Annotated in this window: 26 protein-coding genes; 20 read left to right on the top strand and 6 right to left on the bottom strand. The window is 42.7% G+C overall.

Annotated elements, in window-relative coordinates:
* Positions 1-69 precede the first annotated feature (69 nt).
* On the top strand, positions 70-957 hold the full coding sequence (locus P5683_RS13545) for a hypothetical protein (RefSeq protein ID WP_315640146.1): 888 nt from the start codon (positions 70-72) through the stop codon (positions 955-957).
* A gap of 56 nt (positions 958-1,013) precedes the next feature.
* On the opposite strand, the gene P5683_RS13540 is transcribed toward P5683_RS13545, so the two are convergent.
* Entirely contained in the window at positions 1,014-2,618 is a 1,605-nt protein-coding gene (locus P5683_RS13540) for a cation:proton antiporter (protein ID WP_315640147.1), read from the bottom strand.
* A 459-nt stretch (positions 2,619-3,077) separates the two neighbouring features.
* Here P5683_RS13540 and P5683_RS13535 point away from each other — a divergent pair, with 459 nt between their 5' ends.
* On the top strand, positions 3,078-3,506 hold the full coding sequence (locus tag P5683_RS13535) for a DUF2996 domain-containing protein (protein WP_006622462.1): 429 nt from the start codon (positions 3,078-3,080) through the stop codon (positions 3,504-3,506).
* A gap of 58 nt (positions 3,507-3,564) precedes the next feature.
* Positions 3,565-3,963, top strand: coding sequence for a peptide-methionine (R)-S-oxide reductase MsrB (msrB, locus tag P5683_RS13530; protein WP_315640148.1), 399 nt, complete (start codon positions 3,565-3,567; stop codon positions 3,961-3,963).
* A gap of 87 nt (positions 3,964-4,050) precedes the next feature.
* Here the strand turns inward: msrB and P5683_RS13525 are convergent, their stop codons facing one another.
* On the bottom strand, positions 4,051-4,257 hold the full coding sequence (locus P5683_RS13525; protein ID WP_006622460.1) for a hypothetical protein: 207 nt from the start codon (positions 4,255-4,257) through the stop codon (positions 4,051-4,053).
* 312 nt (positions 4,258-4,569) lie between these two features.
* Between P5683_RS13525 and P5683_RS13520 the strand changes: the two genes are divergently transcribed.
* Positions 4,570-5,010 (top strand): Hsp20/alpha crystallin family protein, encoded by a 441-nt coding sequence (locus tag P5683_RS13520; protein WP_006622459.1) that lies wholly within the window; start codon positions 4,570-4,572, stop codon positions 5,008-5,010.
* 264 nt (positions 5,011-5,274) lie between these two features.
* Here the strand turns inward: P5683_RS13520 and P5683_RS13515 are convergent, their stop codons facing one another.
* Positions 5,275-5,433, bottom strand: coding sequence for a hypothetical protein (locus P5683_RS13515; protein WP_193520604.1), 159 nt, complete (start codon positions 5,431-5,433; stop codon positions 5,275-5,277).
* Positions 5,434-6,113: 680 nt separating this feature from the next.
* Between P5683_RS13515 and P5683_RS13510 the strand changes: the two genes are divergently transcribed.
* The 3 genes from P5683_RS13510 to P5683_RS13500 are packed head-to-tail and all read left to right on the top strand — an operon-like array spanning position 6,114 to position 8,659.
* Positions 6,114-7,094 (top strand): DnaJ C-terminal domain-containing protein, encoded by a 981-nt coding sequence (locus tag P5683_RS13510; protein WP_006622457.1) that lies wholly within the window; start codon positions 6,114-6,116, stop codon positions 7,092-7,094.
* A 35-nt stretch (positions 7,095-7,129) separates the two neighbouring features.
* Positions 7,130-7,399 carry a hypothetical protein gene (locus P5683_RS13505; RefSeq protein ID WP_006622456.1) on the top strand — a complete coding sequence of 90 codons (270 nt, stop codon included), beginning with the start codon at positions 7,130-7,132 and terminating at the stop codon, positions 7,397-7,399.
* A gap of 33 nt (positions 7,400-7,432) precedes the next feature.
* A complete protein-coding gene (locus P5683_RS13500; RefSeq protein WP_006622455.1) occupies positions 7,433-8,659 on the top strand; it encodes an HhoA/HhoB/HtrA family serine endopeptidase in 1,227 nt (408 codons plus the stop codon).
* Positions 8,660-8,756: 97 nt separating this feature from the next.
* Here the strand turns inward: P5683_RS13500 and P5683_RS26460 are convergent, their stop codons facing one another.
* On the bottom strand, positions 8,757-8,891 hold the full coding sequence (locus tag P5683_RS26460; RefSeq protein ID WP_396442567.1) for a hypothetical protein: 135 nt from the start codon (positions 8,889-8,891) through the stop codon (positions 8,757-8,759).
* On the opposite strand from P5683_RS26460, the gene P5683_RS13495 reads away from it, so the two are divergent.
* The 11 genes from P5683_RS13495 (at position 8,827) to P5683_RS13445 (ending at position 17,865) form a co-directional block, all read left to right on the top strand.
* Positions 8,827-9,651, top strand: a complete 825-nt coding sequence (locus P5683_RS13495; RefSeq protein WP_396442802.1) for an ion transporter — start codon at positions 8,827-8,829, stop codon at positions 9,649-9,651. The genes P5683_RS26460 and P5683_RS13495 overlap by 65 nt on opposite strands.
* Positions 9,642-9,860: a hypothetical protein gene (locus P5683_RS13490; RefSeq protein ID WP_006622453.1), complete on the top strand. Its 219-nt coding sequence runs from the start codon at positions 9,642-9,644 to the stop codon at positions 9,858-9,860. The genes P5683_RS13495 and P5683_RS13490 overlap by 10 nt, the downstream gene beginning before the upstream one ends.
* A 28-nt stretch (positions 9,861-9,888) precedes the next feature.
* On the top strand, positions 9,889-11,067 hold the full coding sequence (gene bioF / locus P5683_RS13485; RefSeq protein ID WP_006622452.1) for an 8-amino-7-oxononanoate synthase: 1,179 nt from the start codon (positions 9,889-9,891) through the stop codon (positions 11,065-11,067).
* A 44-nt stretch (positions 11,068-11,111) separates the two neighbouring features.
* On the top strand, positions 11,112-11,795 hold the full coding sequence (locus P5683_RS13480) for an SDR family NAD(P)-dependent oxidoreductase (protein WP_315669451.1): 684 nt from the start codon (positions 11,112-11,114) through the stop codon (positions 11,793-11,795).
* Positions 11,796-11,845: 50 nt separating this feature from the next.
* Entirely contained in the window at positions 11,846-13,138 is a 1,293-nt protein-coding gene (locus tag P5683_RS13475) for an S-layer homology domain-containing protein (protein ID WP_006622450.1), read from the top strand.
* A gap of 14 nt (positions 13,139-13,152) precedes the next feature.
* Complete coding sequence (locus tag P5683_RS13470) at positions 13,153-14,403, top strand: U32 family peptidase (protein WP_315640154.1); 1,251 nt, start codon at positions 13,153-13,155, stop codon at positions 14,401-14,403.
* A 60-nt stretch (positions 14,404-14,463) separates the two neighbouring features.
* Entirely contained in the window at positions 14,464-14,751 is a 288-nt protein-coding gene (locus P5683_RS13465; RefSeq protein WP_006622448.1) for a hypothetical protein, read from the top strand.
* Positions 14,748-15,236 carry a PIN domain-containing protein gene (locus P5683_RS13460; protein WP_315640156.1) on the top strand — a complete coding sequence of 163 codons (489 nt, stop codon included), beginning with the start codon at positions 14,748-14,750 and terminating at the stop codon, positions 15,234-15,236. The genes P5683_RS13465 and P5683_RS13460 overlap by 4 nt, the downstream gene beginning before the upstream one ends.
* 19 nt (positions 15,237-15,255) lie before the next feature.
* Positions 15,256-16,416 carry a U32 family peptidase gene (locus tag P5683_RS13455; protein WP_315640158.1) on the top strand — a complete coding sequence of 387 codons (1,161 nt, stop codon included), beginning with the start codon at positions 15,256-15,258 and terminating at the stop codon, positions 16,414-16,416.
* Positions 16,417-16,424: 8 nt separating this feature from the next.
* Positions 16,425-17,135 carry a tRNA1(Val) (adenine(37)-N6)-methyltransferase gene (locus P5683_RS13450; RefSeq protein WP_006622446.1) on the top strand — a complete coding sequence of 237 codons (711 nt, stop codon included), beginning with the start codon at positions 16,425-16,427 and terminating at the stop codon, positions 17,133-17,135.
* 82 nt (positions 17,136-17,217) lie between these two features.
* A complete protein-coding gene (locus P5683_RS13445) occupies positions 17,218-17,865 on the top strand; it encodes a cyclase family protein (protein WP_006622445.1) in 648 nt (215 codons plus the stop codon).
* Here P5683_RS13445 and P5683_RS13440 read toward each other — a convergent pair.
* Positions 17,836-18,447, bottom strand: coding sequence for a LysE family translocator (locus P5683_RS13440; protein ID WP_108615160.1), 612 nt, complete (start codon positions 18,445-18,447; stop codon positions 17,836-17,838). The genes P5683_RS13445 and P5683_RS13440 overlap by 30 nt on opposite strands.
* 151 nt (positions 18,448-18,598) lie before the next feature.
* Here P5683_RS13440 and cmoA point away from each other — a divergent pair, with 151 nt between their 5' ends.
* Both cmoA and cmoB read left to right on the top strand, forming a co-directional pair.
* Positions 18,599-19,354 (top strand): carboxy-S-adenosyl-L-methionine synthase CmoA, encoded by a 756-nt coding sequence (cmoA, locus tag P5683_RS13435; RefSeq protein WP_006622443.1) that lies wholly within the window; start codon positions 18,599-18,601, stop codon positions 19,352-19,354.
* 35 nt (positions 19,355-19,389) lie between these two features.
* The gene (gene cmoB / locus P5683_RS13430; RefSeq protein ID WP_235720252.1) at positions 19,390-20,379 is read left to right on the top strand and encodes a tRNA 5-methoxyuridine(34)/uridine 5-oxyacetic acid(34) synthase CmoB; all 990 of its coding nucleotides are present in this window, start codon (positions 19,390-19,392) and stop codon (positions 20,377-20,379) included.
* 94 nt (positions 20,380-20,473) lie between these two features.
* Here the strand turns inward: cmoB and P5683_RS13425 are convergent, their stop codons facing one another.
* Entirely contained in the window at positions 20,474-22,054 is a 1,581-nt protein-coding gene (locus P5683_RS13425) for an NAD(P)H-quinone oxidoreductase subunit N (RefSeq protein WP_006670041.1), read from the bottom strand.
* Between the last annotated feature and the right edge of the window lie 150 nt (positions 22,055-22,204).

The following is a 22,204-nucleotide window of genomic DNA, read 5'->3' as shown; positions in this document are numbered from 1 at the left end:
GCTATCGTCGCATTGTCAGGCAATAGCCGGATAAATGTCGCGTAAATGTATCAGCAAGGAGTCTGAATTGTGAGTAAGTCTATTATTGAATTGGTTGATGAACTCCCTACTGGTGGGATAACTGTAATGGTGTTGCGGGGGCTAGATTTTGCAGTTCCTGGTCAGTGGGATAATTTGGTAGGTTTTGAAAATACCGTTAAAACTATCACTGGCGAGGATGATCCGGGTCTGATTCAGGATATCAGTGAACGCGCCCTCTGGCTTTATAATGATAAATCTCAGGGCTACCAACGCGCACTTTGGCTATATCAAACTATTGACAGTGCGGGGACCGCTTTAGGGACGGCGGCGCTGGCTAATAAAATTAGCCAGAATGTCAGTTTTCTCGGTTTCCTGGGGAACTTGACCCCCAAAGCTGATAAAGCACAGGCGATCGATTTATCTTTAAAGGTGGTCACTGAATTGGTCGCCTTTTGCCAAATTAATGGCATTCCTGGGGATAGTATCGGCGATTTTGTCGCCTCTCTCGCTAACTATGGCGGCGAGTCTATCATGCGTATGGCGGCTTTGGTCTGTTTGGATGGGTTAATCCCTTTGGGTCCCGATTTTATTCAAAAGGGGTTGAGTATTATTGCGAATTTGACTCCCTCTGAATTGGAGAAAAGTGAGGGTTTTAAACGGATTAATCCCATGATTCCTGGGGGAGACCCAGACGGAAAGCTGCATTTTGTTCAGGAAAGTTTTAATTCCGTCACAGGTTGGATGAGTGGTTTTGTCAGCGATCATGATTTGACACCTTCTAAGGTGGTTAGCCACCTTCAGAGTTTTGTCGATATCGCTGACGATAAGTTGGATTATGTGGCGGCTTTCCTCGACATGACCACTAACTACTACACTCATACCGGTATTCAAACTCTGGCGCGACGTTTAATTGAACGTGCTTACGCTGAGATTTAACACTACCCAATTGTAGAGATAAGACACCCGCCTTGTCTCTACTTTCTCTGGTTTCCTTATACGGTAATTACCGGAATTGTACTCATCTCTAAAACGGCTTGAGAGACTGAGTTAACCATCATCTTTTTACCGTTCATGGATTTGGTACCAATTACTACATCAGTCACCCCGCGACTGGCGGCGGTCTTGACAATGGTTTCTGGTACTAATCCTGATAATACCATAAATTCAAAGCGGATATCTGCTAGAAGTTGGTGCGCTTGTTTTTCTAGTTGTAATCTTCCCGGTTCGTCTCCCACATTATCTACATATAAAACGATGATTTGACCATGGCTGCGCCGCGCTAGGTCGGCGGCTTTTAGCAATACGGAAGTTGATAGGGGTGACGGGTCTACAGCAGCTAATAAAACTGGATGACCTTTAACGGCTACTTTGGTGGGGTCTACTTCTCCCCTTTCTAAGAGTTTCGGCGCAAATACTTGGGTAGACCAAGCACCCAAGGGGGCGGTTACTAGAATTGATAAGGCGGCGATCGCTAAAATTATTTCCCCTCCCTCAATTCCCGCCGCTAAAGGTAAAGCACCAATAGCCGCTTGTACGGTGGCTTTTGCCATATTTCCCGGCAATAAAAACAGCTTTTCTTGGCGATTCCAATTACTCCCTAATGTCGATAAATACCAGCCTATTCCTCTACCTATTACCAGACCAATTACTATTAATAATAAACCCGGTAATAAGACATCCCCTAAAACCTGTAACTGAATGGTAGCCCCCATGATTACAAATAAAACAATTTCCGCTACTATCCACAATACATCAAAACTATTGCGGATTAATCGCGCTAGGGGGGCATCAAATTCGATTAAAAAGAATCCCATCGCCATCACGGCTAGATAGCCGGAGTAGTAGGGAAAGGTGTTGCTGAAAATTACCAGAAACAGTCCTAAACTGGCGGCGATGATTATGTCTTGAACTACGTTGCGCGTCCAGGTCTGCTTGACTAATAGAAATACTAATAATCGCGCGCCTAGGAAACCTGCTACTAATCCTAGGACGATTTCTAGGATTACTTGGAATGGTAGAATTTGTAAGGATGATAGGCTGATGAACCCTAGGTTAATGGCTTCTGTACTTCCTGAACCCAGAAAGTTTAGCAGTAGGCTAAATACTAATAATAGCAGGACATCTGATAAGGCGCTACCTGTTAAAATCGCGTCGGGAATGCCTTTGGTCACACCCCAGCCTAGGCTTTTTAGGCGCAACATTCCGGGGACAATAACGGCGGGTGACTCTGCGCCGACTACGCAGCCTAATAGTAGACCTGTCATGAAGTCAAAATTGAATAGGAACATTGAGGCGATCGCTACTACTAAGGCTTCTATTGAAGCGGGGAAAAATCCTAGCCGGAGGGCGACTGTTCCTTGTTGCGCTAGTTTAGAGCGATCGAGTCCTAGACCTGCTTTCATTAAAATGATCATTACCGCTACCAGTCGCAGATCGTCGGCAGCCCCTAGGACTTCTGGACTAATTAAGTTGCCAAATTCCTGACCCATGATAATGCCAATCAAAATCATCCCAATTAGAGGCGGCGCACCTAATCGGCGGGCAAGTTCCCCAGCAAAAAAACCCATCACTAGGATTAATATCGCACTCGCTAACATCCTTTAAATTCCCTCACTGCGGAAAATTGCATCCTATTCACATAATGTCGATTTTGTCAACATCTCAGAAAATGGCGATCGCTTTTGGCTTCCAAACTCGTGCATCGTGAATTTTAACTTGTGGTGAGAGAATAATTTAGGCGACGATATAATGAGGGTTGTAGCCTCTATTTTGGCATCAAGACACAGGAAGCCCTTGGATGCGATTTATCTGAGGATACCATAACCCCCAGAATCTCGTCAACTTTTTGCGAGAGATTAGCAATAAAAATGTATTAATTCTTAACAATCTTTGGAATATTAAATAGATGGAGGGGCATAGATTAGCAAAACTGATGTGATTATTTGAGGGTGGGGAAATTGACTGTTGTGGAAGGTGGGGAGGTTTTTTGGGGGAAGGCGATCGCGATCGAATAGCGATAGAATACGTTTGGGTGAATTGTAACTCAGGAACTATCGATGTCAGAAGAAGAAAAGAAAAAACCGGCCGCCAAGGCGAAAAAGGAGAAACCCCCCGCAGTGGAGGATAAGCCGTTTCCAGAGTTTATCGAAAATCATTATATTCCGGCGGTTAAGAAAGCCCTGGAGGAACAGGGAATTACAGATCTCGATGTGGCATTAGTCAAGGCTAAGTTTCCGCCTAGCCTACAAATTGCAGAAGATTGTTGGCAGGTGACGGGAAGCTGGGAAGGTGGCGCACGGAAGTTTAATATCTACTTTCCCCAAGAAGATATTAAGGGTCCAAAGTTTTTTTCCTGGGCGGCTAATGGTACTCAACCATCGGCGATCGAGGGATTTTTGGGAGATGAGCGCCGGATTACTTTAGATTTGCTGGTGTTTGGGGTGGTTCAGCGCCTGAATGCTCAAAAATGGCTGGCGTTGAATTAGGTTTTAAGTTAGGCTTTAAGTTAGGCTTTGGGAGAACACAAATCGGAGTGACTCATTTATGGTTGAGAAAGTACAAAAAACTGATGCAGAGTGGAAGCAACAGCTAACACCAGAACAGTTCAAAGTCACCCGGAAAAAGGGGACTGAACGCGCTTTTACTGGCATATATTACGATCACAAAGAAAAGGGTGTTTATCGTTGTGTTTGCTGTGGTAATGAGTTATTCACCTCAGAAACCAAATATGATTCCGGTACGGGATGGCCAAGTTTTTGGGAACCGGTTTCGGAAAATAGTGTCCGATATGAACAGGATAATAGTTTGTTTATGCGCCGGGTAGAGGTACTCTGTGCTAAGTGTGATGCTCACCTAGGCCATGTTTTTGAGGATGGACCAAGACCGACAGGAAAGCGTTACTGCATGAATTCGGCTTCCCTAGACTTTCAAAAGACTGACTAGGTTAATGGGTTTTTAGTAAGTCTCACCGAGAATATTTAGATAATCCAGCCCGGTACTTTGGGGCTGGATTTTAATTTGATGGGGGTGCTAATTGAGTTTTAAGGCGCTAACAGGGACATCATCCCAAGACTCGACAGTGCGGAGTTTGGCGACCCAACCCATTTGCTTTTGAGTTTCGGTGAGATTGTTTTGGAAAGACTCATGACATTCCATAGCTTGAGTTTCGTCACAACAAGCAATGCAAGAATAGACAATACCATTGGGATCTAGCTGTTCGTTGACCCAAATTTTCATAGTACCCTCAGTACCCTCAGAGTGTGGATTGTCTAAATATAACGCTGCTTCTGGGGAAAAGGCAAGGCAAGTCGGAAATCCGGCTGAGACCGGGGTACTATCTGGATTAATGAATGATGGGGGTGGGTTCACTTTTCACGACCATTAAGGTACGGTTTAACGTACCACCAAGGGAAACTAAAGCAGTTCGGTTATTGCCATATTCTCAGTGTTTAAAACCGAATCCAAAACTAAGATAAATTGACTATTCTGTAAGACAAGAGGTAAGAGATAACCTCAAGTAAACCAGGATATAAAACAGGAGCAAAGATTATGGCAATCATTAGTTTTAATTGGGAATCTTTCCGGGAAATTGACACTCTGCAACGTCAAATGAATCACTTGTTTGATAGCTTAACTACTACTTCGGAAGATGTGGGTTCTGCATTTGTACCAGCAGCGGAACTTCAGGAAACGCCGGAAGCCTTACATCTGAAATTAGAAGTTCCCGGAATGAATCGCGAAGATATTGATGTACAGGTAACAGCGGATTCTATTGCTATCAGTGGGGAACGGAAATTAGAAAGACACACGGAAGAAAAAGGAGTAACCCGCAGTGAGTTTCGCTATGGTAAATTCCGCCGGGTGATTCCTCTACCAATTCGGGTCCAAAATACTAATGTTCATGGAGAATATAAAGATGGCATTCTTAGCCTGACTCTCCCTAAAGCTGAGGAAGAAAAAAATCGGGTGGTTAAGGTCGATCTGGCTTAAATCAGTTATAATGTAGGTGAAGGTGCGAGACGTTTAGGAGGTGCGAGACGTTTAGGAGTGAAATAAGGCTGCAATGCCTGAAATAACCTCCTAGAGGGAGATAAACTGTCAACCAGTTTACCCCTTAACTGTATATATGTCCCAACGCTTAGGAAGGTGTGATTCTAAGCAAGGTAGGGAACTCATGGTCAATCCCATTTTAAGAAATCGCAATACACCGTCCAAGTATTACCTAGGAGGAGTATTATAACTTACTTGGAGCGATTATGGGAAAGAGTAACGGCGATAGCCACCCCAAGTTTCAGAAATCACAAATCTGGGATTTAAGCGGGGAACGGAAGGCGTGAGGGAAAACCTATTCCCAAAATCCGACCACTGCCAACCATCCATGATTAGGGAAACCGAATGTCTGGCCTGAACCATCGTCATTATAAAGTAGCGAAATAGGTTGACACGCTGCGCTCAAAAGAGTAAGGGGAAAAGTAGGAGTCTTTCTATACTACCTACACAGACCTTTAAATGTACCCCGGTGGATAGGACAAATCTAAAGATGGAATGCCCATATATACGGAACGTTTAAACCCCTATTGGGCTCTCTGCGAGTACATCTCGTAAAGTAGTGAAAAGTGTAAGCGTATGCCCATAAGGGGAAAGGATGTGACTGAAAGCCAATGCCTAACTGTAATGGTTGGGATATGCCCACTAGTCACGGTGTGGATATAGAGACTGCAATAAATAGGAGTATAGTGGCGAAAACGAGTTTAAAGACTACGTGTGGCATAAAGCTCCTAAAGTTGAAGTCATAAAGCGAGGGGTCGTAACCTTGTTCCTACTGACAATAGGGTATCCACATCAGGAGCCGTGTGATGTGAAAATATCAAGCACGGTTTTGAATTGGAGTTAGGGAAGGTGACTTCCCTTTCGACCATAACTGAATGCTGATCTGGCTGGCTGATATGTACTCTGAACCCACCAAACCAGCGACTAGACTGCTAATATAAGAGGTAATAAGTTGGGAATGGGGAAGTAAAGGTGATCTGGCTTTGAACCCAATTCCCAATTTTGTTATCTTGTAGATAAGCGTGCGAAGGAGGTGCTTGCTGATGTCATCTAAAATGAACTATAAAGATTATTATGGGATTTTGGGGGTGGATAAGAATGCCAGTCAACAGGAGATCAAAAAAGTCTACCGGAACTTAGCGCGGAAATATCACCCTGATGTGAATCCTAACGATCGCGCTGCGGAACAAAGATTTAAGGATATTAATGAAGCATACGAGGTTCTTGGCGATCGCGATAAACGACAGAAGTATGATCAATTTGGGAAATATTGGGACCCTTCTAGTGCGGGACCACCACCGGGAGGGGTAGGTGATTTTGACTTTAACCAATATGGTAATTTTGATGACTTTATTAATGAGTTACTAGGCAGGTTTGGCGGTAATCCTCGCCAGCCCTACGGCTATCCCAATGGTAGCGGTTATAGTGCTTTTGATGAGTTTGGCGACTTTTTTGGCGGCGGTAATAGGGGTTATGAACAAGTACCGCCCCGCGATTTTACGGCCACATTGCCTCTGACTTTTTCGGAGGCTTTTAAGGGGGTGGAAAAGAAATTTAACTTGGATGGAGAAACAATTAAGGTTAAAATTCCCCCAGGCGCGAAGCCTGATAGTCGGATTCGCTTAAAAGGAAAGGGGGGAGTTAGTCCGACTTCTGGAAAAAGAGGGGATTTATATTTGACTGTTGAACTGGAACCACATCCGTTTTTTCAGTTTGATGGAAATGATTTAATTTGTGAGGTGGGAATTACTCCAGAGGAGGCAGTTTTAGGGGCGGAAATTCAGGTTCCTACCCCTTCGGGTAAGGTGACAATGAAGGTTCCCCCAGGGGTGGCATCGGGACAGTCTCTGCGGCTGCGAGGTAAGGGTTGGCCGATTCCTAAAGGGGGACAAGGTGATCAGATTGTGCGGCTCAAGGTGGTAGCACCGAAAACTTTAAGCGATCGCCAACGACAACTATACCAAGAACTACAACAAATCAGCAGTTTTAACCCTCGTCAAAACCTAGAAAATTGGCTTAATTAAGTAAGATGTATAACCACTCACCAAAAGGAGAAGCTATGAACTCTCAAACTACCTGGGAAAATTTGGTAATCAATCAAACCGGAGAAGTTCGTGACTGGGTGAAAAGGAAATTAATTGAATCGGAAAATATGGCATCTTCTACCCGTCCGATTCGGAATTTTGAACGGGACGATTGGGAAAATGCCACAGTTGTAGATGTGGAAACTATCGCCTCTGAGGTGGTAGATGATCAGCCTGAAAGGTTATGGCGCAAGGTGAATGGCTGGTTTAAAACAGCTAGTGATATTTTGTGGCCGGCTATCTAAAATATAATCAAATGCTTGTTGGGAGACTGGTTAATGCAAGACAAAAAAGGATCTAATTTTGGTCAGTTTGGCGGTTATGCGATCGCCATTGTGTTGAGTGTAGGGTTAACTTTAGGATTCCTGCGATTGTTTCCTGATTGGTTAACCCCTGTAGCCCAGGCGACCATTAAGCAGGAAGTAGTAATGGCATCAAATACGCCACCGGAAACCGTGGCGCGTGTCCCCCAAAGGGTCGGAAATTTTGTCTCCGATGCTGTCAATCGTGTGGGTCCGGCGGTAGTGCGATTGGATACAGAAAGGACTGTTTCTACTAATATTCCTCAACCTTTTTTTGATGATCCATTTTTCCGGCGTTTCTTTGGGGAAGATATGCCACAATTTCCCCGGGAATATCAACAACGGGGACAAGGTTCGGGTTTTATTGTGGACAGTAATGGGATGATTTTAACTAACGCCCATGTTGTCCGAGGTGCAGATAAAGTTACCGTCACCCTGCGAGATGGTCGCCAATTTCAAGGAGAAGTTAAAGGCGCTGATGAACCTTCTGACTTAGCGGTGGTTAAGATTAATGGTAATAATTTACCAGTGGCTAAGTTGGGAAATTCGGCGGAAGTACAGGTAGGAGATTGGGCGATCGCTGTTGGTAATCCCCTCGGATTAGATAATACCGTGACTTTAGGAATTGTTAGCACTTTAAACCGCCCTAGTTCTCAGGTAGGAATCCCTGATAAACGCCTAGAATTTATCCAAACAGATGCCGCTATTAACCCTGGAAATTCTGGGGGACCTTTGTTAAATGAACAAGGGGAAGTAATTGGCATAAATACAGCCATTCGCGCTGATGGTCAAGGGATTGGTTTTGCCATTCCTATTGATACCGCTAAGGCTATTAAAGACAATTTAGCCAGGGGTGAAAGAATCCCTCATCCTTTTATTGGTATTCGGATGATTACTTTAACACCAGAATTAGCTCAGGAGTTTAATAGTGATCCTAACTCCATGGTGATGATTCCTGAAATTGATGGAGTTTTGGTAGTTCAGGTTATTCCTGACAGTCCAGCCGCCAACGCCGGTTTACGTCGCGGTGATGTGGTGACTAAAATTGATGGTAAATCCATTACTCAAGCAGACCAACTACAGAGGGTTGTCGAAAAAGCCCAAATTGGGAAGCCTTTAAGACTGGAAGTGAGACGAGGAAATGCTACGGAACAAATCGCGGTGCGTCCTGGGGAACTACAGGATGCTAACTTGAGTCGGTAAGACTGGGGCTATTCCCTAAGTTGACAATTGTGAAAGTGGCGATCGGGTAATCATTACGCGATCGCTGCTTTTCGTGTTTTATAATAAAGTCATCACATTAGCTGGGTTTATGAATCATGCTACCAAAATTAAAAAGACGACTTTTCCTCATTTTAGAAGTCTGGACTATCCATGATTCATTTAGTAAAATTTTTGATTTTTTTATTATTACTTTAATCGTCCTCAATGTCATCGCAGTTTCTTTGGCTACTGTCGCTAATTTTAGACAAAGATATTATTTTTTATTCCAAAACTTTGAATATTTTTCCATTGCGTCCTTTACCATCGAATATCTTTTAAGGCTGTGGTCTTGTACCATAGATGAACATTACAAGCATCCATTGTGGGGACGAATTAAATATATGTTTACCCCTTTGGCTTTAATTGATTTAATCGCAGTTTTACCCTTTTTCTTGCCGATGATGATTCCCGATATGAGGGCGGCGCGTTTATTTCGTTTGATTCGATTTTTGCGGTTTTTTAAACTGACTCGATATCTGAAATCACTTAACCTGATTAAAAGTGTCTTAAACAATAAAAAAGAAGAGTTAATTATGACTCTGGGTATGGTACTAATTATGTTATTTTTCTCCGGGAGTATCATCTATTTTTTGGAAAATGAAGCCCAACCAGAACAGTTTGCTAATATTCCTTTAGCCATGTGGTGGGCGGTAGTCACATTGACCACCGTTGGCTATGGTGATGTTTATCCCATTACCCCCTGGGGGAGATTATTGGGGGCGGTTCTCGCCATCACTGGTATTGGTATTATTGCACTTCCCGCAGGTATTATCGCCTCTGGCTTTGCGGAGGTCATTGAGGAAAGAAAAGCCCAAAAATATCAAGTCACTACATTTATATGCCCCCACTGTGGTAAAATGATTAATAGTAATGACCTAAAACACGCCCGTCATAGAATCAAAAAAGAGGAGATTATAGAAGAATGGGACTAGAAAGAAGAATGTGTAGGGAAATGTTTGAACCCACGGAAGTGGTGGAACTGCGCCAGATGTGTTTTACCCCTAATCGCATTTGGCAAGCCGGACAATATATGGTGGGGGAGTTGCCAGATATTGCCTTTGATATGGGATTAGTGGAAAGACTGCCTTCCGTGCGCGGAAATAGTGCGGATATCGATACTATTAACCCCTCTGAACATTGATGAATTTCCCCGATTAAAAAAACGAGTTATGGTTAAAGATGCTTATGGGTGGATGCAGCGATCGCTCAATACCATTCACCAGGCTAATTGGTATCGTTCCGTTACACCCATTGCTAGTCTTCCCGGTCCTATCATTACTGTAAATGGGCGAGAAATGCTCAATTTTGCCAGTAATGATTACTTGGGTTTAGCAGGGGATAAACGTTTAATAGAAGCCGCCATGAATGCGACCCGTGAGTGGGGGACAGGAACCACTGGCTCGCGACTTTTAACCGGACATCGGGAATTGCACAGACAGCTAGAATTGGCGATCGCCAACCTCAAAAATACCGAAGATGCCATAGTTTTTAGTTCCGGTTATTTAGCTAATATTGGCACTATTAGCGCCCTCGTTAATCAGCGAGATATCATTCTCTCTGATGAGTATAACCACTCCAGTTTAAAAATGGGGGCAAAACTCAGCGGCGCGACCGTTTTTAACTATCCCCACAGCGACATTAATCACCTAACCAACCTGTTAAAAAATCATCGCCACCAACACCGCAGAAGTCTAATTATTACCGACACTCTGTTTAGTATGGACGGTGATTTATCCCCCCTACCACAATTAGTAGAACTCGCCCAAGAGTTTGATAGTATGTTATTAGTCGATGAAGCCCACGCTACCGGAGTCTTTGGAAAAAATGGCGCGGGTTGTGTCGAATACTTCCATTTGACCGGGACTCCCCTGTTACAAATGGGAACCCTAAGTAAGGCTTTAGGAAGTTTGGGAGGTTATGTAGCAGGTTCAGCCACAGCCATTGATTTTTTGCGAAACCGCGCCCCTAGTTGGATTTATACAACGGGTTTAACTCCAGCCGATACAGCAGCCGCTTTAACAGCAATTAAAATTGTCCAACAAGAACCCCAACGACGCGCTAAATTATGGGAAAATGTGGCAACTATTCAGGCAAAATTAAAGAATATTGATAATTCTGAAAATCCCAATTTTTCCGGCTTTACCAGTTTTACTTCCCCCATTTTATGCTACCCCCTAAAAAATGCAGCGATCGCTTTACAGGTAGCCCAAAAATTACAACAGCAGGGAATTTTTGCCCCCGCCATTCGCCCCCCCACCGTCACCACCAGCAGGCTGCGGATTTCCTTAATGGCAACCCATGAACCAGAACATATTGACAAATTGATAGAGTTTATTATGGCAATTTAAACGATTATCTGTTACACTAATTAATGGCTAAATAGGAGTTAATGATGAGTAAGATTATTTTAATTACTGGAGTAAGTCGAGGTTTAGGTAGAGTTTTGACCGAGAGTTTTATTGATTTAGGACATACCGTTCTTGGTTGCGCTCGTTCCCGGGAACCCATAGACCTGCTGACCCAAAAATATGGAAAACCCCATAATTTTCAAGTAGTTAATGTCGAAGAACCTCAAGCCGTAGAAAATTGGATTAATCACCTATTAAAAAATTATCCGGCCCCCGATATAGTCATTAATAACGCTGCTATAATTAATCCACTTGCGCCCCTGTGGGAAGTGCCACCCCATGAATTTAATCAGGTGATTGATGTCAATATTAAAGGAGTAGCAAATGTGATCCGCTATCTAGTCCCCGCCATGATGAAACGGGGTACCGGTATCATCATTAATCTGAGTTCCGGTTGGGGGCGATCTACTTCTCCCCAGGTAGCCCCCTATTGTACCTCAAAATGGGCGATCGAAGGGTTAACCCAAGCCCTCGCGCAGGAACTTCCCCCAGGGTTAGCAGCCATTCCCATGAGTCCGGGAATTATTCACACAGATATGTTAGAAATTTGTTATGGGGAAGATGCAGCCGCTTTTAATTCCCCACAGGAATGGGTAAAAAAAGCAGTTCCCTTTATTCTAGGACTTAGCCCCAAACAAAATGGGGTTCCCGTAACTGTTCCCAATTAAATTATCAGCCATTTTTTGAGTAATTATCAACCCATTTATCACCAAAAATCGTGAAAATTATCAGCCAATATTTAATCAAACTTATCCCCATCATCGGCATAACTGCCCTATTAAGTAGTTGTGCCAACAGTACCCTAGGAGACTCCTTACAACAATCTTTAGAAGCAGATCCACAACTCCAAGAAAATCCCCCTTTTCAGGAATCGGCTGCCACAGAAAATCAGCCTATTTCACCCCCTGATGATTTTCTGAAATTACCCGAAAATTTCCCCCAGGAAATCTCCATTTATCCCGGTTCCAGCTTACAAGATGTCACCCTCGCCGCCAGCGATACACAAAAAACCTCAACAGTTTGGCGAACCACCGACCCCATTGATTTCGTCAGAACCTACTACCAAAATAGATTGGCATCAGATGGCTGGGAAATAGTTAGCAATGCTGACCAAGAAAGTGATGGTTTGTTGGTGGCGACTAAACAGGATTTACAGGTAACAATTAACCTCAAATTAGACCAAGTATTAGAGGGAAAAACTAAGTTTTCTATAGATTATTCTCGCGACCCAGAAGCGATCGCCTCTCAACCCCAACCTACCCCTTCCGAGTCCCCAGAGTCTCCTGACCCTACAGCCGCCACTTCAAGTCCTACCCCAGAACCTGAAACTACTCCCACCCCTACCCCCACCCCTTCTACAACTGGCGACATTCCCCAGGAATTAAAACAGTTTGCTATGGATGTCGCCAAACTAGGTGTTTTTGAGCAAAATTTTCCTAATCCTAACCAAGCTATTACCAGGGGAGAATTTGCCCGCGCTTTAGTCCAAGCAAACAATAAGATTTATGCTGATATTCCAGGTAGACAAATTCGTTTATCCATTTCTAGTAGTCAACCTGTATTTACCGATGTTCCCGCCAATCATCCCTATTTTGCCGAAATTCAAGGATTAGCTGAAGCTGGCTTAATTCCTAGTTCTTTATCTGGGGATACTACCGCCGTTCAATTCCGCCCAGATGCCCCCTTAACCCGCGAGTATTTAATCCTTTGGAAGGTCCCCTTAGATATCCGCCAAGGCTTACCCCAAGGGACTGTAGATGCCGTTGAACAACGTTGGGGATTTCAGGATGCCTCCAAAATTAATAGTAATGCCATCAGGGCGATTTTAGCAGATTTTGATAATGGAGATAATGCTAATATTCGGCGAGTGTTTGGGTTTACTACCCTATTTCAACCGCAAAGAACTGTCACCAGGGCGGAAGCAGCGACAGCTTTATGGTATTTTGGATTTCAAGGAGATGGGCGAACCGTTAGAGAGATTTTAGAAGTTAATCAGACACCAGTTAGTTAAGCAGTTTTTTGATTATGTGGAAACCAGAACTATTAGCCCCAGCCAAGAATTTAGAAAGATTACAAGTTGCCATTACCTATGGCGCAGATGCTGTCTATCTAGGCGGTCAAAATTATGGATTGCGAGCTAGGGCTGATAATTTTAGCCCCGAAGATTTACAGAGAGGTGTCACATTTGCCCATGAACGGGGGGCTAAAGTTTATGTAACTTTAAATGCTTTCCTCCATGATGAAGATTTTAGCGAATTTGGGGATTATTGTCAACTGTTAGAACAGCTCAATGTGGATGCAGTCATTGTCTCCGATTTGGGAGTTATGCGAGTTATTAACAACTGTTCTAATCTGAAAATTCACCTATCAACTCAGGCTTCCTGTTTAAATGGATATGCAGCCAGACTCTGGGCTAGATTTGGGGTCGATCGCCTAATTTTAGGTAGGGAAGTTAGCATCACCGAAGCTGGTCAAATGCGGGCTAAATTCTCAGCCGAAAATCCCCAAGCAGCACCCTTAGAAATTGAGATGTTTATTCATGGGGCGATGTGTATGGCATATTCTGGACATTGTACCATTTCTAATTATACCGCCGGACGGGATTCTAACCGAGGTGGATGTATTCAATCTTGTCGCCTTCCTTATCAACTATCTTCTGAGGATTCTACCATTACGTTTATGTCCTCCAAAGATTTGTGGGGTATCTATCAGGTCGGTGATTTTTTCAAACATCACATTTGTTCCCTAAAAATTGAAGGACGGATGAAATCATCCTTTTATGTAGCGATGACTTGTAAAGCCTATCGTCGGGCGATTGATGCTTATTCTCAAGGTGAGTTAACCCCGGAATTATTGCAGGAAATAGCGGCAGATTTACAGTCAATTCCCCACAGGGATTATTTTTCTGGTTCCCTAGAAACGGCGGCGGGTGAGGGTTCGGTTTTTGAGCAAGCCGCCGGAAATAATACCGGAACTCATGATTATTTAGGGATGGTTTTAGATACGACTGAAGAGGCGATCGCTATCAAATTGGTAGAACCTTTATCTGTGGGAGATAAAGTCGAGTTTATCCTGCCCCATGGTCAGCCTATTAATTATCAAGTTAATAGTTTATTTTCCGTAGTCGGTGAGGAGATTAATTTTATGCGAAAAGATGGTATTGTTTGTATTCCAAAATTCCCCGAATTGGCGCAGGTTCACCAACTGCATTTGCTGAGATTATCTCCATCCAAAGTAGAAATAACAGCCCCATACTCTATGGTTACTGGTAGTTAATTAGGGAATAATTGATGCTATAATAAACTAATTGCTTTAAATAGCCGGGAAACGTGGAGCATGAAAACTGATGTTAAAGCAGCGGCGATCGCTGCCAAACAATATCTTATTTCTCTATGGGAGACTATGGGCAACCTAGATATTCAAGATTTGAGAGTCGAAGAAGTCGAACTTTCTGAGGATGATCAATCTTGGTTGATTACTTTAGGCTTTACTCGTCCAGCCGATAGATTAGAAGATCCTTTGGGTGAAGTTTTGGAGACTTCTCGCTATCGGCGAGAGTATAAAATATTTAAGGTGGATGCCGAAACTAGCCAGGTTAAATCCATGAAAATTAGACAGGTATGATTCGCGATTTAGATATTTTATTTAAACGGTACAGATCTAAGGGAATTTTAGTTGATACTAATATTTTACTCTTGTGGTTTGTGGGTGCTACCAATCGTGATCGCATTTCTCGATTTAAGCGAACCCAGCAATTTTCTACCGAAGACTACGATTTGTTAATCCGAATTATATCTGATTTTCATTTAATTGTAACCACTCCAAACATTCTCACAGAGGTGAACAGTTTAGCTAACCAACTAGCCGGAGATGAGCGAAACAAATGTTTGGCAGTGTTCGCAAGTATTGTCGATAACTTGACTGAAGTTTATCTGGAAAGTCACCGTATTGTTAAACTAGACCACTTCTCAAAATACGGTTTGACTGATTCTGGAATTATTAATTTAGTTGCTAATCAATATCTAGTTCTCACGGATGATTTAAAATTAGCTAGTTATCTGCAAAGCCAATCAATTGATGTGATTAACTTTAACCATTTAAGATTCTAAAATTAGGGAATAATAATTGATGATATTTAATACTTTTGTGGGTAGTTTAGAGGACTTAGATAGATGCGCTATGGTAGCTAATTTGGGGGAGGTTTTATTAGAACCTTTTTTATTAGCTAGACAGGGAAAGTTAACCGCGCCAGAGGTTTTTTTTCTGGCGGAAGAGGCGAAAAAGCGGGGGTTGCGTCCGGTTTTGGTGTGGGATATTTTAATGACCGAAGGGGTGATGATGCAAATTGTCGATCGCCTCTGTGATTGGGATATCCTAAATTTTGCCGCTATTCGAGTATGTGATCCCGGCGCGGCAGAATGGTTAATCGTTCATTATCCCCAATTACCTATTCAGTTAATTGTAGAGACAGGAAATCATAATTTTGAGGCATTAACAGGATGGTGTGAACTGTTCGCTGGATGTTTAGAACGTCTGATTTTATCAATTGAAATTCCCGAAAATAAGTTAATTAAATATTGCCAGAAATTACCAGTACCCTGTGAAGTCTTGGGGGTGGGGAGAATTTTGCTTTTTTACTCACCCCGATCGCTATTAGCTGAACATATATCAGAGGAGAATAATCAAGGTTTTCTTGAGGTCAAAGCTAGGGCAGAAGAAAATGGCGATCGCCCCCTTCCTGCGGTAGAAACTCACCACGGAACTTTTCTATTTTTAGATAAAGATTGGTTTATTTTAGATCAACTTGAGGGACTACAAAAGGCGGGTTTACATACCCTGCGCCTAGACCTCAGACATTTCGGGAAAAATGGTAATTTAGCTCCAGATATTGACCAGATATGTGAGCAAATTTTCACCGACCCAGTAACCCTTAAAAACCATTGGCAGACTGAAGCGCGATCGCCATTTTTTAAAGCTAATCGAACTACCTCTATTTTCTCCCGAATGAAGTCAAAATCCAAAATTTCCCATTATCGCAATGATTTATGTGTCGCTGAAGCATTGGGGGGAGAAAGTGGTAAATATATCGTTTTCCAAGTCCTACGTCCTTTTGATATCTCCGAAATTAATCAAGTGGTAATTCCCACCGGAGAAAAAGTTAATATTCCTGAAACTGTGACATTTAAGAATCTCCAAGGATACCCAATCACAAAAGGCGATCGTGACCAAATTATCATCACCAACTGGATTAAAAAAGTTACCCCAGGTAGTTTAATTTTACGCAATTAATCCTAGGTATGGTCAGCAATAAATTTCAGTTTAAACAGTTTACTATTTTTCAGGATCGCTGTGGGATGAAAGTCGGCACAGACGGGGTAATATTAGGAACCTGGACAGATATAAAATCTGTCGATAATATCTTAGATATTGGGACGGGAAGCGGATTAATTGCTTTAATCTTAGCCCAACGTTCCCCGGCGGAAATTGAGGCAGTAGAAATTGATAAAGATGCTTATATACAAGCCAGTGAAAATATAGCTAATTCCCCGTGGCGATCGCGTCTAAAAATCTATCATAATTCTATCCAAAAATATGCGGATTTCTGTGATATACAATACGATTTAATCATTTCTAATCCCCCCTTTTTTGCCAATGCTTATAAACCCGATAATCATCAAATAGCCCTCGCCAAACATAGCGACAGCCTCTCCCAGATAGATATTTTACAAGTAACTACCAAATTATTAAAACCCACCGGGAAACTGGCAATAATTTATCCCACAGCAGCCGCCATCAAGTTTCAAGAAATCGCCGCCACTTTCGGATTATATTGCGATCGTCAATTGTTAATCAAACCCACAGCTACACATTCCGTGAAACGCATAATTATGGAATTAGGAAAAACTCCAAAAACCTGTCAGACACACACCTTGATAATTGAAAAAGATCGACACATTTACAGTGATGAATTTATCGCCTTAATTCGTGATTTTTATTTAAAATATTAAAGGCTCGAATTGTCATCAGATGAATAGTAGGATAAATCATGCTATAATTAGATAGCAGTTGTCAATTAATGGAGTTATCAACATGGTAAAAATACTCGATATTTCCGTTGGTCTACACTCCCAACTACCTACTTGGCCAGGAGGTTTAAACTTTCAACTTGAGTCTACCAAAACCATTGACCAACATGGGGTAAATGTTTCTAAAATGGCAAGCAGCGTTCATGTGGGAACCCATGTAGATGCCCCCTCTCATTTTATTGATGGTGGTCCTACTGTTGAACAACTATCATTAGAGACGTTAATCGGGCGGGCTTTAGTAATTTCCGTGGCTGATGTTACCGCAATTACTGCTAATTTATTAAATCAATTAAACATCCCCAAAGACACGGAAAGACTCTTGTTTAAAACTGCCAATTCTCAGCTTTGGGAGCGAGGAATATCGGAATTTAAACAAGATTATGTTGCCTTAACTGCTGATGCAGCCCAATGGGTAGTTGATGCTGGTATTCAATTAGTCGGTGTTGACTATCTTTCAGTTCAAAGGTTTAATGATAGTCCCTTAACCCATGAAATCTTATTGACTGCAGGAGTGGTTATTTTAGAAGGCATTAATTTAGCTGAAATTGCACCGGGAGAATATCAGTTAATTTGTCTACCTTTAAAAATTATCGGGTCAGAGGGTGCGCCAGCTAGGGCGGTTTTATTGCCATATAACTGTAGCAATGGCTAAGATGCCAAAACTGATAATTATTAGCCCAGACACTCGATTAACCCATTGAAAAATAGTAGAATTTAAGCGATCGCGAAATAATTCAATGAACCCCACCAAGAGTAACCACCAGAGGGCGGAACCCAAAAAGACTCCTAACACTAACAAAGTGGCATCAAAATAGTTATTGGTTTCCCCTAAACCCAAACCCGAAAAAATACCAATAAACCCTAAAATCGTCATGGGATTAGTGAGAGTTAACAAAAATGTGGAAGCATAAGCACCGAGTTTATGGTTAATTTGAGCAGACTCATTAGCTGGTTTATCCCGAAAAATTTTTAAGCCCAAATAGCATAAAAATAAACCGCCCAATATTCTTAATAATGTTTGTTGACCGAGGAGTAAACTAGAAATTGCGGTGAGTCCAAAGCCAGCCATAAAGCCATAAATTGCATCAGCAGTAGCCGCGCCCAAACCAGATAATAAGCCAACTATTTTACCTTGAGTAAGAGACCTCCTAATACATAAAATTCCAATGGGTCCAACTGGCGCAGCAATGGAGAAGCCAATAACTAAACCTTTAGCCAAAAACATAATATTCATCTGGGTATTTGATGGTTGAACTATTACATGATATTATCAAATTTATAAATTGCAAAAATTATCAGTAATGTCTGTTACCGTCATTATTGATGTTGGGGAGGCAGGTTGGTTGTAAAATATGATTGTATGACCCGATATGGAAAATTAAATTATGACTAATTTCTGGGATACAGAACTTTATCTAAGTTCCGACAAAGACCAACTATTTGAACAGGAAACCTGGCCAAAACCTTTTACTTTTAATGAAGATGTGGTGCGGGTTTTTGATGATATGGTTTCCCGTTCGGTTCCCCTATATAAAGAAGTGGTCGCCTGTGCGGTACAATGGACGAAAGCCTATTATCAACCTGGTACTAAAATTATTGATGTGGGTTGTTCAACGGGGACGTTTTTAGAGTTACTGGGGCGATTTTTAAAAACACCTGCTACCCTAGTTGGTATTGACAACTCGGAACCCATGTTAGCGAAAGCTAAAGAAAAGTTATCAGGTTTAGAAGACATCCACGACATAGAGTTAATCTGTCAAAGTGCGGAAAATAGTAGTTTTGAAAATAGTAGTATTGTGGTGATGAATTATACTCTACAATTTCTGCCAGTTCACCAGAGACAACAGGTTTTAAATGCGGTTTATGAAGGGTTAGTTCCGGGTGGTTTATTATTCCTGAGTGAAAAATTACGATCGCCTTATCCCCAATTCCAGGAAACCATGACCCGCCATTATGAAGCCTTTAAAACCCGAAATGGCTATGCTCAAAATGAGATTGAACGCAAAAAGGAAGCCCTAGAAAATGTCTTAATTCCCCTCACTCAAATGCAACAGGTAGCCATGCTGCATGACAGTGGCTTTGCGGCTGTTGATTCTTTGTTAAAGTTTCACAATTTTACCTCATTTATTGCTCTAAAATAACCCCAAATAAACCTTCCCTAATTATTGATAAAAACTTGACAGATAATCAGGATTATTATATGTACCATGCTGATGATTATTTAGCCGCCTATGATATCGACATTAACCGTGATGGGATTCAGCAACAGCGCCAATGGGCTTATCCTCGGTTATTTGATGATAAAATCAAGCGGTATAGAGAAGCAGTAGAAGCAGTTGAGGATATCCAAACCCAATGGTTTGATTTTTCGGGTTCGGTGGTGAAAATCGGACGCTTGGGGGAACTTTCCCCAGACCAGCAACAGCGGTTTGAGGCGACATTAAAGACTTTCTGCCCCTGGAAAAAAGGACCTTTTGAATTATTTGGAACGCTGATAGATGCGGAATGGCGATCGCATTTAAAATGGGAAAGAATTACCCCCCATATTCAGCCCCTCACACAGCGAAAAGTAGCAGATATTGGCTGCCATAATGGTTATTATATGTTTCGCATGGCAGACCAGCAACCCGATTGTGTAATTGGCTTTGAACCCTACGCCAAACACTTTTGGAACTTCCAACTAATGCAAAACCTAGTCCGTCAGGAAAACCTACATTTTGAATTATTAGGAGTCGAACATATAGATTATTATCCCCAATTTTTCGATACCATTTTCTGCTTAGGTATTCTCTATCACCACACCGACCCCATTGGTTTATTGCGAAAAATGCGGCAAGCCCTAGCCCCAAAAGGAGAAATCATCATCGACTGTCAGGGTATCCCCGGAGAAAAAGCGATCGCCCTCACCCCTCGCCAACGTTACGCCAACGCCAAAGGAATTTGGTTTCTCCCCACCCAGTCCTGTTTAGAAACCTGGATGATTAGGGCAGGATTTACTAAAGTTCGCTGTATTTTCGCCTCACCTTTATCAGTAGAAGAACAACGCCGGACTCCCTGGGCTAATATCGACAGTTTACAGGAGTTTCTCAACCCCGAAAACCCCCAAGAAACCATGGAAGGATACCCCGCCCCGTGGAGATATTATGCGATCGCCCAACGGGGGTAATTACTGCCAACTACTATGATTTGGGGCGAGTTTAGCCAGATTGGCGACCAACTAAAAAGCTGTCGATATCACCCGCCCCTAAACCAGGTAATCACTAATCCTTAGCGAGTATTGCCGGACTAGAAATCACATCAATAGTTGCCACAGTTTCCGCCTGAGAAATAGCCGCCTGTTGGAATAGGGGACTACGGCTCACAGAATCATTAGCCAGGGTAAACAAAGGATTAGATAAAATCCCCGCCAGAGAGGTGACAATTACCGACAAAACCAAACCCACCTGTAAGGGACGCATCCCCGGCAAATTCCAGCGAATTGGCGGATAATTTTTCACCACATCAGACATTTCGTGAGGTTCCTTAACCACCATCATTTTCACTACCCGAATGTAGTAGTAAATCGAAACCACACTGGTAACTAAACCCAGTAAAACCAGGGCATATAACCCCGCTTGCCAACCAGCCCAGAATAGATAAATTTTCCCAAAAAATCCAGCCAGGGGAGGAATACCACCCAAAGACAACAGACAAATACTCAACCCCAAAGTTAGTAGGGGGTCTTTTTGATACAAACCGCTATATTCACTAATTTGGTCTGTACCTGTCCGCAGAGAGAACAGAATCACGCAGGTAAAACCGCCCAAGTTCATAAACAGGTAAATCAACAGGTAAAATACCATGCTGGAATAACCCGCATCAGTTCCGGCAATTAACCCAATCATGACAAACCCAGCCTGGGCGATGGAAGAATAAGCCAACATCCGTTTCATGCTGGTTTGGGCTAGGGCGACCACATTTCCTAAGATCATACTCAGGATGGCTAGGGCGGTAAACACAAAGTGCCACTGTTCGGACAATACAGGGAAAGCATTTAATAACAGACGAATTGCTAAAGCAAACCCGGCAGCCTTAGACCCCACCGATAGAAATGCCACCACAGGAGTTGGTGAACCTTCATACACATCAGGAGTCCACTGGTGGAAAGGAACCGCCGAGATTTTAAAGGAAATTCCCGCAATTACAAATACTAAAGCAATTACCAGCCCCAGAGATTCACCTACTCCATTATTAGTAATGGCTTGGGCGATCGCATTTAGGTTAGTTTCACCGCCAGATAAACCATACAGCAACGATAAACCATACAGGAACACGGCCGCACTAGCTGCCCCAATTAGCAGATATTTCAGCGCCGCCTCATTAGACCGAGGGTCTCGTTTAGCGTATCCTGTCAGCATATAAGAGGAAATACTGAGGGTTTCCAGGGAGACGAAGATCATCACCAACTCATTAGCCCCAGACAGGAACATCCCCCCCAGAGTCGCTGTCAGCAAAATACAAATAAATTCTGCTAAAGCGGTTCCCGTTTGTTCAATATAGCTAACGGACATCAAAATTGTCACCGCCGCCGACAGGGCAATAATTCCCCGGAATACTATACTCAGAGGATCAGCATTAAAACTCCCCAAAAACGCTAGGGTGTTGGTATTATCCCATTGGGAGTATAAAGCCACGATAGACAGCAGCAACCCACCAATGGCGGCATATGGTGTCCATTTAGCAGATGCTGTCCGCCCTACAATTAAATCACCGATCAAGACCACCATCAAAGTGATCAATACAATACTTTCTGGTAAAATCGCCCCAGCATTCAACTGGGCTGCTAGATTAGAAAAATCCATAGGTTCCCACAGCAATTAAATTCACACACTGATACATTTGGCCCCTAGGGGACAGTCTTGGGTCTGTTAGCTTTCCGATTTTACCACCTGTTGGGTCTGATACATTTACGCGACATTTTTCCGGTTGTTCCCGGACAATGCAACGATAGC

The sequence above is a fragment of the Limnospira sp. PMC 1279.21 genome, from assembly GCF_032349615.1.
Lineage (GTDB): Bacteria > Cyanobacteriota > Cyanobacteriia > Cyanobacteriales > Microcoleaceae > Limnospira > Limnospira fusiformis.
The sequence above is the reverse complement of the archived record's forward strand: the minus strand, read 5'-3'. Positions and strand labels throughout refer to the sequence as shown.